Origin of the sequence: Pseudomonas sp. H26/SER47-MNA-CIBAN-0231, from assembly GCF_040310465.1 — a bacterium.
Lineage (GTDB): Bacteria > Pseudomonadota > Gammaproteobacteria > Pseudomonadales > Pseudomonadaceae > Aquipseudomonas > Aquipseudomonas atacamensis.
The window spans coordinates 107,920-123,012 of sequence record NZ_JBEOPW010000011.1; the positions used below are offsets into that span (position 1 = coordinate 107,920).

Below are 15,093 nucleotides of genomic sequence, written 5' to 3' on the forward strand. Positions count from 1 at the left end.
TCTTGTTCCATTTCTTCCGGGGCACTTCATGCAAAATTCAATCGGCGCACCAAAGCAGAGGCTCAGCCTCAGCGATCCACGAGTGCGTGCGTGGCTATTCCAGATCATCACCGTTGTGGCGGTGGTCTCGCTTGGCTGGTACCTGTTCGACAATACGCAAACCAACCTTCAGCACCGGGGCATCACCTCCGGCTTCAGCTTTCTGGAGCGCAGTGCCGGATTCGGCATCGCTCAAACCCTGATCGACTACACCGAAGCGGACAGTTACGCGCGGGTGTTTGTCATCGGCCTGCTCAACACCTTGTTGGTGACCTTTATCGGCGTGATCCTGGCGACGATTCTCGGTTTCATCGTCGGCGTGGCGCGGCTGTCGCAGAACTGGATCATCGCCAAACTGGCGACGGTGTATGTGGAAGTATTCCGCAACATTCCGCCGCTGCTGCAGATCCTGTTCTGGTACTTCGCGGTGTTCCTGACCATGCCGGGGCCGCGCAACAGCCACAACTTCGGCGACACCTTCTTCGTCAGCAGCCGTGGCCTGAACATGCCGGCCGCACTCGCTGCCGACGGTTTCTGGGCGTTCGTGATCAGCATCGTCCTGGCCATTGTCGGCATCGTGCTGATGTGCCGCTGGGCCAACAAGCGCTTCGAAGAAACCGGCGTACCGTTCCACAAGTTCTGGACCGGCCTGGCAATTGCGCTGGTGATCCCGACCCTGTGCGCGCTGATCTTCGGCGCTCCGCTGCACTGGGAAATGCCCGAGCTCAAGGGCTTCAACTTTGTCGGCGGCTGGGTGTTGATCCCGGAACTGCTGGCGTTGACCCTGGCGCTCACCGTGTACACCGCAGCGTTCATCGCCGAAATCGTGCGTTCCGGGATCAAGTCGGTCAGCCACGGCCAGACCGAAGCGGCGCGTTCGCTTGGCCTGCGCAACGGCCCGACCCTGCGCAAAGTGATCATCCCGCAAGCCCTGCGCGTGATCATTCCGCCGCTGACCAGCCAATACCTGAACCTTGCGAAGAACTCCTCGCTGGCCGCCGGTATCGGTTACCCGGAAATGGTTTCGCTGTTCGCCGGCACCGTGCTCAACCAGACCGGGCAGGCTATCGAAGTGATTGCCATCACCATGAGCGTGTACCTGGCGATCAGTATCAGCATTTCCCTGCTGATGAACTGGTACAACAAGCGCATTGCGCTGATCGAGCGGTAAGGAAAAGCGCATGAGTACTCATACTTTCAAACCCGACATGCCTCCACCGAACAGCAGCATCGGCGTGGTGGCGTGGATGCGCGCAAACATGTTCTCCAGCTGGCTCAACACCCTGCTGACGCTGTTTGCGTTCTACCTGATCTACCTGGTCGTGCCACCGATCCTCAGCTGGGCGATCGTCGATGCCAACTGGGTCGGCACCACCCGCGCCGACTGCACCAAGGAAGGCGCCTGCTGGGTGTTCATTCAGCAGCGCTTCGGCCAGTTCATGTACGGCTATTATCCGACCGAACTGCGCTGGCGCGTCGACCTGACCGTGTGGCTGGCGGTCATTGGCGCAGCACCGCTGTTCATCTCGCGCGTGCCGCGTAAAGCGGTGTACGGCCTGAGCTTCCTGGTGCTGTACCCGATCATTGCCTTCACTTTGCTGCATGGCGGTTTCGGAATGACCACCGTGCCGACCAGCCAGTGGGGCGGCCTGATGCTGACCCTGGTGATCGCCACCGTCGGCATCGCCGGAGCATTGCCGCTGGGCATCGTACTGGCGCTGGGGCGACGTTCGAACATGCCGGCGATTCGTGTGGTCTGCGTGACCTTCATCGAGTTCTGGCGCGGCGTGCCGTTGATCACGGTGCTGTTCATGTCGTCGGTAATGCTGCCGCTGTTCCTGCCTGAAGGCATGAACTTCGACAAGCTGCTGCGGGCGCTGATCGGCGTGATCCTGTTCCAGTCGGCCTACGTCGCCGAAGTGGTGCGCGGTGGTCTGCAAGCGATTCCCAAAGGGCAGTACGAAGCGGCTGCAGCGATGGGCCTCGGTTACTGGCGTTCGATGGGCCTGGTGATTCTGCCGCAAGCCCTGAAGCTGGTGATCCCGGGCATCGTCAACACGTTCATTGCGCTGTTCAAGGACACCAGCCTGGTGATCATCATCGGTCTGTTTGACCTGCTCAACAGCGTCAAGCAAGCCGCCGCCGACCCGAAATGGCTGGGCATGGCCACCGAAGGCTACGTGTTCGCCGCCCTGGTGTTCTGGATTTTCTGTTTTGGTATGTCGCGCTATTCCATGCATCTGGAACGCAAGCTCGACACTGGCCACAAGCGTTAGGAGTTCTCTGTAAATGAGCGAAGCAATCAAAAAGCCTGTGGGTCCGGAAGGCATTATCCAGATGCAGGGCGTGAACAAGTGGTACGGCCAGTTTCACGTACTCAAGGACATCAACCTCAACGTCAAACAGGGCGAGCGCATCGTCCTGTGCGGCCCGTCGGGTTCCGGTAAATCGACCACGATTCGTTGCCTGAATCGTCTGGAAGAACACCAGCAGGGGCGCATCGTCGTCGATGGCGTGGAACTGACCAACGACCTCAAGCAGATCGAAGCGATCCGTCGCGAAGTCGGCATGGTGTTCCAGCACTTCAACCTGTTCCCGCACCTGACCATTCTGCAGAACTGCACCCTGGCGCCGATGTGGGTGCGCAAGATGCCCAAGCGCAAGGCCGAAGAAATCGCCATGCATTACCTGGAGCGCGTACGCATTCCGGAGCAGGCGCACAAGTATCCGGGGCAACTGTCCGGCGGTCAGCAACAGCGTGTGGCGATCGCCCGCGCCTTGTGCATGAAGCCGAAAATCATGCTGTTCGACGAACCGACTTCAGCGCTTGATCCGGAAATGGTGAAAGAGGTTCTGGACACCATGATCGGTCTGGCCGAAGACGGTATGACCATGCTCTGCGTGACCCACGAAATGGGCTTTGCCCGCACCGTGGCCAACCGCGTGATCTTCATGGACAAGGGCGAAATCGTTGAGCAGGCCGCGCCGAACGATTTCTTCGACAATCCGCAGAATGATCGGACGAAGTTGTTCTTGAGTCAGATTTTGCATTGATGCCCGTCAGGCACTGAAACAAACCCGGACTCAGTTCCGGGTTTGTTTTATCTGGGCTCATCTGGCCAGAACAGATTCCCGCTCCGGGTAACGAGTTTCAAGAAGCTGTTTGAGACCGTCGTCTGTGTGAAGTGCCTGAATTTCCTCTAGCAGTTCGGGATGACGATCCAGAAGCCGCATCAGTGTGAACAACGGCTGCGGCGGAGCCAGTTCGCCGCGTTCATATCGTGAAAACGCATTATGCCCACCTCCTGACAGCCACTTCACCGCACTTCTTTGAGTGAGATGGAGCTTTCGGCGAATACGCTTCATTTCGGTACCGATCAGCCCAAGTACGTCTTCGAGTAATTGATCGCCGGCATCTACGTAGCGCTCGGCACTGTCGGTACCACTGTCAAAAATGATTTCGCCACAGACCCTGCACTCCCAGCCGGCGAGAAGGTGTACGGGCCGCGAAAACTGTTTGTAATTGACGTCGAGACTGCGATCTTGAAAGTGGTGCATTGCGTGTTCGGTGCCGCAACTCAGGCATTGCCTCTTGCTCATGTGTTTTTCTCCTTGAAGGAGATCACCGGAGAACCACCGCTGGTGCAGTAGGTCACTTTGATGTAGATCTCCCGATTTCGAAACGATACGTGATAGACGTCGTGCCAGTTCCGATGGTTGGAATAAGAGGTCATGGATTTGTAGAGCATCCGCCGCTCAAGCGTTGCCACAACCTGCATCATCACTTTCCAGGACATGCCCATGTCCCGGCCTGTCTCAAGTGCATAACGTGTAAAGGCTTCTTTGCCTCGTCTGATTACTTCGGCCTTCACGACTGCCAAGTCGTAATGGGATGTGTTCTTTTCCATAAGAAGCCAAAACCCTGTCCCTGAAATTACCCTTAAAGGGTAATTTTGACCAATCGAAAATGCCGCTCCATGTGTCTCCGATTGACCCTAGGTGGTTGCCGTCCTACATGGGTCTGACTAACATGTCGGAAAATTCATCCTATGATTGGATGAAAAGGCGAGGCTCATGTCTGAAATTTCCCCTTTGATCAAGCGATCCCTGGTCGATCAGGCATTGGATCAACTGCGTCAGCGCATCAACAGCGGTGCGTGGCAGGTCGGCGAGCGGCTGCCGACCGAGCCTGAGCTGTGCGCCGAGCTGGGTATCAGCCGCAACACGGTGCGTGAGGCGATGCGTGTTCTGGCGTTCTCGGGATTGATCGAAATTCGCCAGGGCGACGGCAGTTATCTTCGTGCGCTGGTCGACCCGCTCGACACACTTAAAGCGCTATCGCGTTGTTCGCTGGAGCAGGCCCGGGAGACCCGGCACATCCTTGAAGTCGAGGCCATCGGCCTGGCGGCGTTGCGTCGTACCGATGAGGATCTGGCGGCGCTGCGTGAAGCGCTCGGCACCAGCGGCAGCCATTACCACGGCGATCTCGACACCTATATCGCCTGCGATCTGGTGTTCCATCGCCGACTGGTCGATGCTGCGCACAACCCCACCCTCAGCGAGTTGTATCGCTACTTCTCCAGCATCGTCGGCGCGCAATTGCGCCAGACCCTGAATATCTCCCCGCGCCGTCAGGAAGTGTTCGATCTGCACATCGACTTGCTCGATGCGGTCGAGCAACGCGACCCGGAACGGGCAAAAACCTTGTCGAGGCAGTTGATCAATGAACCTTGAAACCGAGAAAACCATGTCCCGCAGTGAGTTATCCACAGCGTCGAAGCGCACCCGCGAACTTGAAGAGCTGCTGATCGATGCCGAGGCTGATGACGAGCAGGTGCAGCAAAGCCATCCGTTGGTGAAACGTCCATGGTTGCTGCTGCTCGGGTTGATTCTGGTGGCGCTGAACCTGCGCCCGGCGTTGTCGAGCATGGCGCCGTTGCTCAGCGAGGTCTCCAGAAGCCTCGGGCTGACTGCGGCGCAGGCGGGATTGCTGACCACGTTGCCGGTGCTGTGCCTGGGATTGTTCGCACCGCTGGCGCCGATTCTGGCGCGGCGTTTCGGTGCTGAGCGGGTGGTGCTGGGGATTCTGCTGACACTGGCCGGCGGCATCATCCTGCGCAGCAATTTCGGCGAGATCGGCCTGTTCGCCGGCAGCGTCCTTGGCGGCGCCAGCATCGGCATCGTCGGCGTGCTGCTGCCAGGCATCGTCAAACGCGACTTCGCCAAACACGCCGGGACCATGACCGGCGTCTACACCATGGCCCTGTGCCTGGGCGCTGCGATGGCGGCGGGTTCGACCGTGCCGCTGAGTGAGCACTTCGGCAACAGCTGGGCGATGGGCCTGGGCTTCTGGGTGATTCCGGCATTGGTGGCGGCGGTTTTCTGGCTGCCACAAGTCGGCTCCAAACATGGCGCACACAACGTCGCCTATCGCGTGCGCGGCTTGCTGCGTGATCCGCTGGCCTGGCAGGTGACCTTGTACATGGGCCTGCAATCGTCGCTGGCCTACATCGTGTTTGGCTGGTTGCCGTCGATCCTCATCGGGCGCGGGCTTACACCGACTCAGGCCGGATTGGTGCTGTCCGGTTCGGTGATCATTCAGCTGGCCAGTTCGCTGGCCGCGCCGTGGCTGGCGACCCGGGGCAAGGATCAGCGTCTGGCGATTGTGGTGGTGATGGCGCTGACCCTCGGTGGGTTGTTCGGCTGCCTCTATGCACCGATCGAAGGCCTGTGGGGTTGGGCGATTCTGCTGGGGCTGGGGCAGGGCGGGACTTTCAGTCTCGCGTTGACGTTGATCGTACTGCGCTCGCGTGATTCGCATGTCGCGGCGAATCTGTCGAGCATGTCGCAGGGTTTTGGCTACACCCTGGCGTCCATGGGGCCTTTCGCCGTGGGTGTGGTCCATGACTGGACCGGCGGCTGGAATGCGCTGGGCTGGATTTTCGGCATTATCGGCGCCGGTGCAATCCTCGCCGGGCTGGGTGCCGGCCGGGCGCTGTATGTGCAGGTGCAAAGCGAAAAGATCTGAATGCACTGACTGCAAATGTGGGAGCGAGCCTGCTCGCGAAAGCGGTGTTTCAGTCAACATGGATGTTGAATGTTGAATTGCCTTCGCGAGCAGGCTCGCTCCCACCAGGGTTTTGCGTAATGCCGATAGTGTTTCTGCGCGCGGCAGATTATGGTGCTGGCAATCTGTATATCTTTCTTTGGAGATTGCCTTGAGCGAAGCCCATAGCGCCCTGATCACCCGCTTCTACCAAGCCTTTCAGCGCCTTGACGCCGAAGCCATGGCGGCCTGCTACACCGATGATGTGGTCTTCAGCGATCCGGCCTTCGGCGAGTTGCGCGGGCGCGATGCCGGCGACATGTGGCGCATGCTCACTACCCGCGCCAAGGATTTCTCCCTGACCTTCGACAACGTCCGCGCCGACGAACGCAGCGGCGGAGCACACTGGGTCGCGACCTACCTGTTCAGCCAGACCGGCAACATCGTCATCAACGATATCCAGGCGCGATTCGTGTTCCGGGACGGCAAGATCTGTGAGCACCACGACCACTTCGATCTGTGGCGCTGGTCGCGCCAGGCGCTCGGTTTCAAAGGCCTGCTGCTGGGCTGGACGCCGCTGGTGCGCAACGCCGTCCGCGCCCAGGCGCGCAAGGGACTGAAGGCATTTCAGGCCGGGCGCTGATAAGATCGCCGCCTGTTTTCCTACACGTTCAGATCCCGAAGTGACCAGTCCTAGCGAACAATCCGTCGATGCTGCCGAGCCAGTGAGCAAATCCTGGTTCGTCTACCTCGTGCGTGCCGCCAATGGCTCGTTGTACTGCGGAATCAGCGACGACCCGGTGCGGCGTTTCGCCAAGCACCAGAGCGGCAAGGGCGCGCGGTTCTTTCTCTCCAGCCCGGCGATGGCGCTGGTCTACACCGAACTGTGCCGCGACAAAAGCGATGCTTTGCGCCAGGAACGGCTGATCAAGAAGCTGCGCAAGAGCGCCAAGGAATGCTTGGTGGCGTCTTATCAATCTGACTGATTGGTTCCCATCAGGCAGATCTGTAGGCTGCTAATCAAATGCACGCTAAGCTGCGGGCTCACTATCTGAGCGGCGGAGCCGAGCATGTCCGAGTTGATTCTGCACCATTACCCGACCTCTCCATTTGCCGAAAAGGCCCGCCTGCTGCTGGGCTTCAAAGGCCTGTCCTGGCGTTCGGTGCACATTTCCCCGGTGATGCCAAAGCCGGATCTGACGGCATTGACCGGTGGCTACCGCAAGACTCCAGTGTTGCAGATCGGTGCTGACATCTATTGCGACACCGCACTGATCGCTCGACGCCTGGAACAGGAAAAAGCCCTGCCGGCGTTCTTCCCCGAGGGTCAGGAAATGACCAGCGCCAGTTTTGCGGCGTGGGCCGATTCGGTGGTGTTCCAGCACGCGGTGAGCCTGGTGTTCCAGCCGGAATCGGTGGCGGTGCGTTTCGGCAAATTGCCGCCGGAAGCGATCAAGGCATTTCTGGCGGACCGCGCCGGTTTGTTCAGCGGTGGCAGCGCCACGCGTCTGTCCGCCGAGCAGGCCAAACATCAGTGGCCGACGATCATGGCGCGACTTGAGCAGCAGTTGCAGCGCGAGCAGGGCGACTTCCTCTTCGGCGAGCCATCGATTGCCGACTTCGCCCTGGCGCATCCGCTGTGGTTCCTCAAGGCGACCCACGTCACGGCGCCGCTGGTGGATGAATATCCGGCGGTCGCGGCGTGGCTGGGTCGGGTGCTGGGGTTCGGCCATGGCGCGGCGAGCGAGATGTCTTCCGCCGAGGCACTGGAGGTCGCGCATAACGCGACGCCAGCGGCATTGCCGGATGAGCGGTTCGTTGATCCGAACGGCTTCAAGGCGGGCCAGCAAGTGGCAATTGCCGCTATCGATTACGGCGTTGATCCGGTGGTGGGCGAGTTGTTGTTTGCCGGCAGCGAGGAGTTGATCATTCGCCGTGAAGACGAACGTGGCGGCGTGGTGCATGTGCACTTTCCGCGTTTTGGGTTCCGTATCGAAGCGCGCTAAAAGCAAAAGATCGCAGCCTTCGGCAGCTCCTACACCGATCTCATGTAGGAGCTGCCGAAGGCTGCGATCTTTTGATCTTGATTTTATTTCAGGGCAGCGAGGATTTCTTCCGGATCGAACCCGCGAATCAAGGTGCCGTTCACATCAATCAGCGGAATCCCGCGTCCACCCAATGCCTCATACGCCTTGCGCGCATCGGCATCCTTCTCGATGTCGAACTCCTTGAACGGTATGCCCTTGCTGTCGAGAAAGCGTTTGGTCTGTTTGCAGTAGCCGCACCAGTCGGTGGCATAGAGCACGACATTGGCTTGCGCCCGGGTTTGCTGCGAGACCATCTGCGAGGGATTGAACACTCGCTCGATCTTGCCCCAGTTCTGATAGACCACGACCACCAGCAGCACCAGGGCGACTTTTTTCAGCACATTGCCGAGCATCAGTTACGCCGCTTCAGCTGGTCGGTCAGCGAAGTCGGCAGGCCTTTGATGATCAGGGTGCCGTTCTCTTCGTCGTACTCGATCTTCGAACCCAGCAGGTGCGCTTCGAAGCTGATCGACAGACCTTCGGCGCGGCCGGTGAAGCGGCGGAATTGGTTGAGGGTACGTTTGTCCGCCGGGATCTCCGGCGACAGGCCATAGTCCTTGTTGCGGATGTGATCGTAGAAGGCTTTCGGGCGTTCTTCGTCGATCAGCTCCGACAGCTCCTCAAGGCCCATCGGTTCGCCGAGCTTGGCCTGGCTGCTGGCATAGTCGACCAGAGTCTTGGTTTTCTCGCGGGCCGAGTCTTCCGGCAGGTCTTCGCTCTCGACAAAGTCGCTGAAGGCTTTGAGCAGGGTGCGGGTCTCGCCGGGGCCGTCGACGCCTTCCTGGCAGCCGATGAAGTCGCGGAAATATTCCGAGACCTTCTTGCCATTCTTGCCCTTGATGAACGAAATGTACTGTTTGGACTGCTTGTTGTTCTGCCACTCGGAAACGTTGATCCGCGCTGCCAGATGCAACTGGCCAAGGTCGAGATGGCGCGAAGGCGTTACGTCGAGCTCGTCGGTCACCGCCACGCCTTCGCTGTGGTGCAGCAGGGCGATCGCCAGGTAGTCAGTCATGCCTTGCTGATAGTGGGCGAACAGCACGTGGCCGCCCACCGACAGGTTGGATTCTTCCATCAGCTTCTGCAGATGCTCGACCGCCACTTTACTGAACGCGGTGAAGTCACGGCCGCCGTCCATGTACTCCTTCAACCAGCCGCTGAACGGGAATGCGCCGGATTCCGGATGGAACAGGCCCCAGGCTTTGCCCTGTTTGGCGTTGTAGCTTTCGTTGAGGTCGGCGAGCATGTTTTCGATGGCGGCGGACTCGGCCAGTTCAGAGTCACGGGCGTGCAGAACTGCGGGCGTGCCGTCGGGTTTTTTGTCGATCAGGTGGACGATGCAATGACGGATCGGCATGGGCTTCTCGGCTGTTGGAAGGGAGGAGGGCAGGCTCCCCCGAAAAAGCGCTCAGTGTACCGCAACCACTGGTTTTGGCGCGGGTTGCAGGGCAAAACCGGGGCGCGCACCCGGCCTTAAGCGGTTTTTTACCGATTTAGCGCAATAAAGCTGACCAAATGGGTAGCTAGAGGCGGATATTTCCTTGTCGCTGTGCTAGTTTTGCCCGGTCTTACGCGAAGTCACTGCGTTAAGCGTGCATTCAGCATTTGTCAGGTCGAACCAAACCCTGATTTCGGCATCTATAACCCGACTCGTCGTGGTTATCGCCGAGGGTGCCAGATCCAGAAGATCGGGCTCGATGGCTGACACTGCACTCTGCAATCCATATGAATTTGATAGGGAAGGAACACTACATGGCTCTTACTAAAGACCAACTGATCGCCGACATCGCTGAAGCTATCGACGCGCCGAAAACCACCGCGCGTAACGCTCTGGACCAACTGGGCCAAATCGTTGCCGATCAGCTGGAAAACGGCGGCGAAATCACCTTGCCAGGCATCGGCAAGCTGAAAGTGACCGAGCGTCCTGCCCGCACCGGCCGTAACCCTTCGACTGGCGCTGCCATCGAAATCCCTGCAAAGAAAGTGATCAAGCTGGTTGTGGCCAAAGGCCTGACCGACGCTGTGAACAAGTAAGACGCAGCGATAAAAAAAACCGTGCTTCGGAGTGATCCGGGGCACGGTTTTTTTGTGTCTGCGATTTGGCGATTGACTCATGAATGCCATAAACCATTGTGGGAGCGAGCTTGCTCGCGAAAGCAGTGTGTCAGTCAACTTCAATGTCACTGATATACCGCATTCGCGAGCAAGCTCGCTCCCACAGCGATCTGCTGTGTCTTAGCGCACCCAGCGCTCACGCCGCCAGATCTGCTGCTCGGACTTGGTCTGGAAGGTCCAGGCGACAAAGCGGCTCTGCTTCTGGCCCTGCGACATCTCCACGACCTGGCTTTCCAGCACGCCGGCCTTCTTCAGTGCCGTCTCGATGGCCGGCAGGTTCGAGGCCTTCGACACCAGCGTGCTGAACCACAACACCTTGTGCTGGAAGTTCGCGCTCTCGGCAATCAACTGCGTCACGAAGCGTGCTTCACCGCCTTCACACCATAGCTCCGCCGATTGCCCGCCGAAGTTCAGCACCGGCAGCTTGCGTTTCGGGTCGGCCTTGCCCAAGGCGCGCCACTTGCGCTCGCTGCCCTTGGTCGCTTCTTCCATCGAAGCGTGGAACGGCGGGTTGCACATGGTCAGGTCAAAACGCTCGCCCGGCTCCAGCAAGCCGATAAGGATGTGCTTGCGGTTTTCCTGCTGGCGCAGCTGGATCACTTTGCTCAGATCATTGGATTGCACGATGGCTCGCGCCGCCGCCACGGCTGTCGGGTCGATCTCCGAGCCGAGGAAGTGCCAGCGGTATTCGCTGTTGCCAATCAGCGGATACACGCAGTTGGCGCCCATGCCGATGTCCAGCACATTGACGATCGCGCCGCGCGGCACCTTGCCGTCGTTCATGCTCGCCAGCAGGTCGGCGAGAAAGTGCACATAGTCGGCACGCCCCGGAACCGGAGGGCAGAGGTAGTCGGCCGGGATGTCCCAATGCTGAATGCCATAGAACGCCTTGAGCAGCGCCCGATTGAACACCCGTACCGCGTCGGGGCTGGCGAAGTCGATGCTTTCCTTGCCGTACGGGTTGGTGATCACGTACTTGGCCAGTTCCGGCGTGGTCTTGATCAGTGCCGGAAAGTCGTAACGACCCTGATGGCGATTGCGCGGATGCAGGCTGGCCTTCTCGCGCGGCTCGACGGCTTTGCTCGGGGACGCGGCGTCAGGCTTCTTGCGCGCAGGTTTGGGTGTGCGGGGGGCGGTCATGGGCGTGGTCGATTCGGGTATGGCTGAAAGTGGCGGGCATTGTCCCACATCTGAAGGCAACACCGTTCAAACTGTGGGAGCGAGCCTGCTCGCGAAGGCGGTTTCACATCCGGCAGATTTGTCGGCTGACACAGCGCTTTCGCGAGCAGGCTCGCTCCCACAGGGGACTCGAGGTTTTGCAGGAATAAAAAAGGGAGGCCACTTGGGCCTCCCTTTTTCAGTGCGGTTTGCCGTTACAGACTGGCAATCCGCGCATGCTGCTCGGCCAGTTTGCCCAGGGCCTGTTCGGCCTCGGCCAGTTTGGCGCGTTCCTTCTCGATGACTTCGGCCGGGGCCTTGTCGACGAAACCTGCGTTGGAAAGCTTGCCGCCAACGCGCTGGACTTCGCCCTGCAGACGCAGGATTTCCTTGTCCAGACGCGCCAGTTCCGCGCCCTTGTCGATCAGACCGGCCATTGGTACCAGCACTTCCATCTCGCCCACCAGTGCGGTAGCGGACAGCGGTGCTTCTTCGCCAGCGGCGAGCACGGTGATCGATTCCAGACGCGCCAGCTTCTTCAGCAGCGCTTCGTTCTCGCTCAGGCGGCGCTGGTCTTCAGCGCTGACGTTCTTCAGGAAGATCGGCAGTGGCTTGCCCGGGCCGATGTTCATCTCGCCACGAATGTTGCGCGTGCCGAGCATCAGTTCCTTGAGCCATTCGATGTCGTTTTCCGCCGCCGGATCGATGCGCTCTTCGTTGGCCACCGGCCAAGGCTGCAGCATGATCGTTTTGCCCTGAATACCGGCCAGCGGCGCGATGCGCTGCCAGATTTCTTCAGTGATGAACGGCATGAACGGATGCGCCAGACGCAGCGCCACTTCCAGCACGCGTACCAGCGTCCGGCGAGTGCCGCGCTGGCGTTCGACCGGCGCGTTCTCGTCCCACAGCACAGGCTTGGACAGTTCCAGATACCAGTCGCAGTACTGGTTCCAGATGAACTCGTACAACGCTTGCGCGGCGAGGTCGAAACGGAACTGATCCAGTTGACGGGTCACTTCGGCTTCGGTGCGTTGCAACTGCGAAATGATCCAGCGATCAGCCAACGACAGCTCGTAGGCTTCGCCGTTCTGGCCGCAGTCTTCGCCCTTGTCCAGAACGTAACGCGCGGCGTTCCAGATCTTGTTGCAGAAGTTGCGATAGCCTTCGACGCGACCCATGTCGAACTTGATGTCGCGACCGGTCGAGGCCAGCGAGCAGAACGTGAAGCGCAGGGCGTCGGTGCCGTAGCTTTCGATGCCATTGGCGAATTCTTCGCGGGTGGCTTTCTCGATCTTCTTCGCCAGTTTCGGTTGCATCAGGCCCGAGGTGCGCTTCTGCACCAGGGTTTCCAGGTCGATGCCGTCGATGATGTCCAGCGGGTCAAGGACGTTGCCCTTGGACTTGGACATCTTCTGGCCCTGGCCGTCGCGTACCAGACCGTGTACGTACACAGTCTTGAACGGAACCTGCGGCGTGCCGTCTTCGTTCTTCATCAGGTGCATGGTCATCATGATCATCCGGGCAACCCAGAAGAAAATGATGTCGAAACCGGTGACCAGCACGTCGGTGGAGTGGAATTTCTTCAGGAACTCGGTCTGCTCAGGCCAGCCCAGGGTCGAGAAGGTCCACAGGCCGGAGCTGAACCAGGTGTCGAGTACGTCGTTGTCCTGTTGCAGCGCAACGTCCGGGCCGAGGTTGTGCTTGGCACGGACTTCGGCTTCGTCGCGACCGACGTAGACTTTGCCCGACTCGTCGTACCAGGCCGGAATCCGGTGGCCCCACCACAGCTGACGGCTGATGCACCAGTCCTGGATGTCGCGCATCCACGAGAAGTACATGTTTTCGTACTGCTTGGGCACGAACTGGATGCGACCGTCTTCAACGGCAGCAATCGCCGGCTCGGCCAGAGGCTTGGTCGATACGTACCACTGGTCGGTCAGCCACGGCTCGATGACCGTGCCGGAGCGATCGCCTTTCGGCGTTTTCTGGTTGTGATCGTTGACACTCACCAGCAGGCCGGCGGCGTCGAACGCGGCGACGATCTGCTTGCGCGCTTCGAAACGCTCAAGGCCGGCGAACTCGGCCGGAATCTTGCCGTCGATGCTCTCGTTCAGCGTGCCGTCGAGGTTGAACACCTGGGCGGCAGGCAGCACGTTGGCGTTCTTGTCGAAGATGTTCAGCAGCGGCAGGTTGTGGCGCTTGCCGACTTCGTAGTCGTTGAAATCGTGGGCTGGGGTGATTTTCACGCAGCCGGTGCCGAATTCAGGATCGCAGTAATCGTCGGCGATGATCGGGATGCGGCGGCCAACCAGTGGCAGCTCGACGAATTTGCCGATCAGCGCTTTGTAGCGTTCGTCGTTCGGGTTAACCGCGACGGCGGAGTCACCGAGCATGGTTTCCGGACGGGTGGTGGCGACGATCAGGAAGTCATCGCCCTCAGCGGTTTTTACACCATCGGCCAATGGGTATTTCAGGTTCCACAGGAAGCCTTTCTCTTCGTGGTTTTCCACTTCGAGGTCGGAAATCGCTGTGTGCAGTTTGGTGTCCCAGTTGACCAGACGCTTGCCGCGGTAGATCAGGCCGTCTTCATGCAGACGCACGAAAGCTTCCTTGACCGCTTCCGAGAGGCCGTCGTCCATGGTGAAGCGCTCGCGGCTCCAGTCGACGGACGAGCCGAGGCGACGGATCTGCCGGCTGATGTTGCCGCCGGACTGATCTTTCCATTCCCAGACTTTTTCGAGAAATTTTTCCCGGCCCAGATCGTGACGATTCTGGCCCTGGGCTTCGAGCTGACGCTCCACCAGCATCTGCGTGGCGATACCGGCATGGTCGGTGCCCGGTTGCCAAAGGGTGTCGCGACCCTGCATGCGGCGGAAACGGATCAACGCGTCCATGATCGCGTTGTTGAAACCGTGACCCATGTGCAGGCTGCCGGTGACGTTCGGCGGCGGGATCATGATGGTGTAGGACTCGCCCGCGCCTTGCGGGGCGAAGTAGTTCTCGGACTCCCAGGTCTTGTACCAGGAAGTTTCAATGGCGTGCGGCTGGTAGGTCTTATCCATGCGCGGCGGGACCCTATTGGCATTTATTCAGGAAAAGCCGGGAAGTATAGCGGGGCATGGTGCCGAGGGCGAGCGGGGGAGGTCTGGCGGAGATCTAAATGTAGGAGTGAGCCTGCTCGCGATGCAGGCACTGCGGTTTTTCAGGAAAACCGAGGTGATGCCATCGCCAGCAGGCTGGCTCCTACAGAGGATTGGGGCTTATTCGTACTGGCTGAGCAGCCGCTCCATCCGCGCATCGAGGCGGCGTTTGATTTCGGTTTCGATGTGCGGGGCGAAGTCGTCGATCACGTCTTGCATGATCAATTGCGCGGCGGCGCGCAGTTCGCTGTCCAGGTGCAGCAAGGCGTCCGGGCCTTTATCGACCGGTGCGGCAGCCGGGGCAGCCGGCGGCGCTGGTGGCGGCTCGACGGCCGCCGGCTGATTGCCGACGGAATCGAACAGCATCGGAATCTGTTCCTGTTCGCCGTCATCGACCGTATCGGTCAAGAGCGGCGGTTGCAGGTTGTCATCGCCGAGCAACTGGCGGATCGATTCAAGATCGTCCAGCAGATGTGCGGACTTCTGTTGCGGTTTCGGAGTGTCCATT

General features: G+C 59.8%; 16 protein-coding genes. 9 read left to right on the top strand and 7 right to left on the bottom strand.

Annotated features, from left to right (window positions below; all coding sequences use genetic code 11):
• Positions 1–28: 28 nt before the first annotated feature.
• Genes AAEZ10_RS17730 through AAEZ10_RS17740 form a run of 3 tightly spaced genes read left to right on the top strand, consistent with a single transcriptional unit; the run spans position 29 to position 3,093 of the window.
• Positions 29–1,210 carry an amino acid ABC transporter permease gene (locus tag AAEZ10_RS17730; RefSeq protein ID WP_071174462.1) on the top strand — a complete coding sequence of 394 codons (1,182 nt, stop codon included), beginning with the start codon at positions 29–31 and terminating at the stop codon, positions 1,208–1,210.
• A 10-nt stretch (positions 1,211–1,220) separates the two neighbouring features.
• Positions 1,221–2,315, top strand: coding sequence for an amino acid ABC transporter permease (locus AAEZ10_RS17735; protein ID WP_016771582.1), 1,095 nt, complete (start codon positions 1,221–1,223; stop codon positions 2,313–2,315).
• A 13-nt stretch (positions 2,316–2,328) separates the two neighbouring features.
• The gene (locus AAEZ10_RS17740) at positions 2,329–3,093 is read left to right on the top strand and encodes an amino acid ABC transporter ATP-binding protein (protein WP_016771581.1); all 765 of its coding nucleotides are present in this window, start codon (positions 2,329–2,331) and stop codon (positions 3,091–3,093) included.
• Between the two features lie 57 nt (positions 3,094–3,150).
• Here AAEZ10_RS17740 and AAEZ10_RS17745 read toward each other — a convergent pair whose 3' ends face one another.
• Together AAEZ10_RS17745 and AAEZ10_RS17750 are read right to left on the bottom strand one after the other, a co-directional pair.
• Positions 3,151–3,639, bottom strand: a complete 489-nt coding sequence (locus AAEZ10_RS17745) for a type II toxin-antitoxin system MqsA family antitoxin (protein WP_073473650.1) — start codon at positions 3,637–3,639, stop codon at positions 3,151–3,153.
• Complete coding sequence (locus AAEZ10_RS17750; RefSeq protein WP_350570302.1) at positions 3,636–3,947, bottom strand: type II toxin-antitoxin system MqsR family toxin; 312 nt, start codon at positions 3,945–3,947, stop codon at positions 3,636–3,638. Before AAEZ10_RS17750 ends, AAEZ10_RS17745 begins: the two co-directional genes overlap by 4 nt.
• Before the next feature lie 166 nt (positions 3,948–4,113).
• On the opposite strand from AAEZ10_RS17750, the gene AAEZ10_RS17755 reads away from it, so the two are divergent.
• The 5 genes from AAEZ10_RS17755 to AAEZ10_RS17775 all read left to right on the top strand — a co-directional run bounded on the left by AAEZ10_RS17755 (position 4,114) and on the right by AAEZ10_RS17775 (position 8,091).
• On the top strand, positions 4,114–4,773 hold the full coding sequence (locus AAEZ10_RS17755) for a FadR/GntR family transcriptional regulator (protein ID WP_350570304.1): 660 nt from the start codon (positions 4,114–4,116) through the stop codon (positions 4,771–4,773).
• Positions 4,763–6,067: a CynX/NimT family MFS transporter gene (locus AAEZ10_RS17760; RefSeq protein ID WP_350570306.1), complete on the top strand. Its 1,305-nt coding sequence runs from the start codon at positions 4,763–4,765 to the stop codon at positions 6,065–6,067. The genes AAEZ10_RS17755 and AAEZ10_RS17760 overlap by 11 nt, the downstream gene beginning before the upstream one ends.
• A gap of 190 nt (positions 6,068–6,257) precedes the next feature.
• The gene (locus AAEZ10_RS17765) at positions 6,258–6,728 is read left to right on the top strand and encodes a nuclear transport factor 2 family protein (protein ID WP_071174467.1); all 471 of its coding nucleotides are present in this window, start codon (positions 6,258–6,260) and stop codon (positions 6,726–6,728) included.
• Positions 6,729–6,768: 40 nt separating this feature from the next.
• A complete protein-coding gene (locus tag AAEZ10_RS17770) occupies positions 6,769–7,071 on the top strand; it encodes a GIY-YIG nuclease family protein (protein WP_122747666.1) in 303 nt (100 codons plus the stop codon).
• Positions 7,072–7,155: 84 nt separating this feature from the next.
• Complete coding sequence (locus AAEZ10_RS17775; protein WP_110600239.1) at positions 7,156–8,091, top strand: glutathione S-transferase family protein; 936 nt, start codon at positions 7,156–7,158, stop codon at positions 8,089–8,091.
• Positions 8,092–8,174: 83 nt separating this feature from the next.
• Here the strand turns inward: AAEZ10_RS17775 and AAEZ10_RS17780 are convergent, their stop codons facing one another.
• Positions 8,175–8,525: a glutaredoxin family protein gene (locus AAEZ10_RS17780; RefSeq protein WP_071174469.1), complete on the bottom strand. Its 351-nt coding sequence runs from the start codon at positions 8,523–8,525 to the stop codon at positions 8,175–8,177.
• A complete protein-coding gene (gene yejK, locus AAEZ10_RS17785) occupies positions 8,525–9,529 on the bottom strand; it encodes a nucleoid-associated protein YejK (RefSeq protein ID WP_016771572.1) in 1,005 nt (334 codons plus the stop codon). The genes AAEZ10_RS17780 and yejK overlap by 1 nt, the downstream gene beginning before the upstream one ends.
• A gap of 395 nt (positions 9,530–9,924) precedes the next feature.
• Between yejK and AAEZ10_RS17790 the strand changes: the two genes are divergently transcribed.
• Complete coding sequence (locus AAEZ10_RS17790) at positions 9,925–10,206, top strand: HU family DNA-binding protein (protein WP_003221909.1); 282 nt, start codon at positions 9,925–9,927, stop codon at positions 10,204–10,206.
• 201 nt (positions 10,207–10,407) lie between these two features.
• On the opposite strand, the gene rlmF is transcribed toward AAEZ10_RS17790, so the two are convergent.
• The 3 genes from rlmF to AAEZ10_RS17805 all read right to left on the bottom strand — a co-directional run bounded on the left by rlmF (position 10,408) and on the right by AAEZ10_RS17805 (position 15,092).
• Positions 10,408–11,427: a 23S rRNA (adenine(1618)-N(6))-methyltransferase RlmF gene (gene rlmF / locus AAEZ10_RS17795; RefSeq protein ID WP_016771571.1), complete on the bottom strand. Its 1,020-nt coding sequence runs from the start codon at positions 11,425–11,427 to the stop codon at positions 10,408–10,410.
• Between the two features lie 233 nt (positions 11,428–11,660).
• Positions 11,661–14,507: a valine--tRNA ligase gene (locus AAEZ10_RS17800; RefSeq protein ID WP_282384220.1), complete on the bottom strand. Its 2,847-nt coding sequence runs from the start codon at positions 14,505–14,507 to the stop codon at positions 11,661–11,663.
• Positions 14,508–14,705: 198 nt separating this feature from the next.
• Positions 14,706–15,092 (bottom strand): hypothetical protein, encoded by a 387-nt coding sequence (locus AAEZ10_RS17805; RefSeq protein ID WP_056783087.1) that lies wholly within the window; start codon positions 15,090–15,092, stop codon positions 14,706–14,708.
• Position 15,093: the final 1 nt, after the last annotated feature.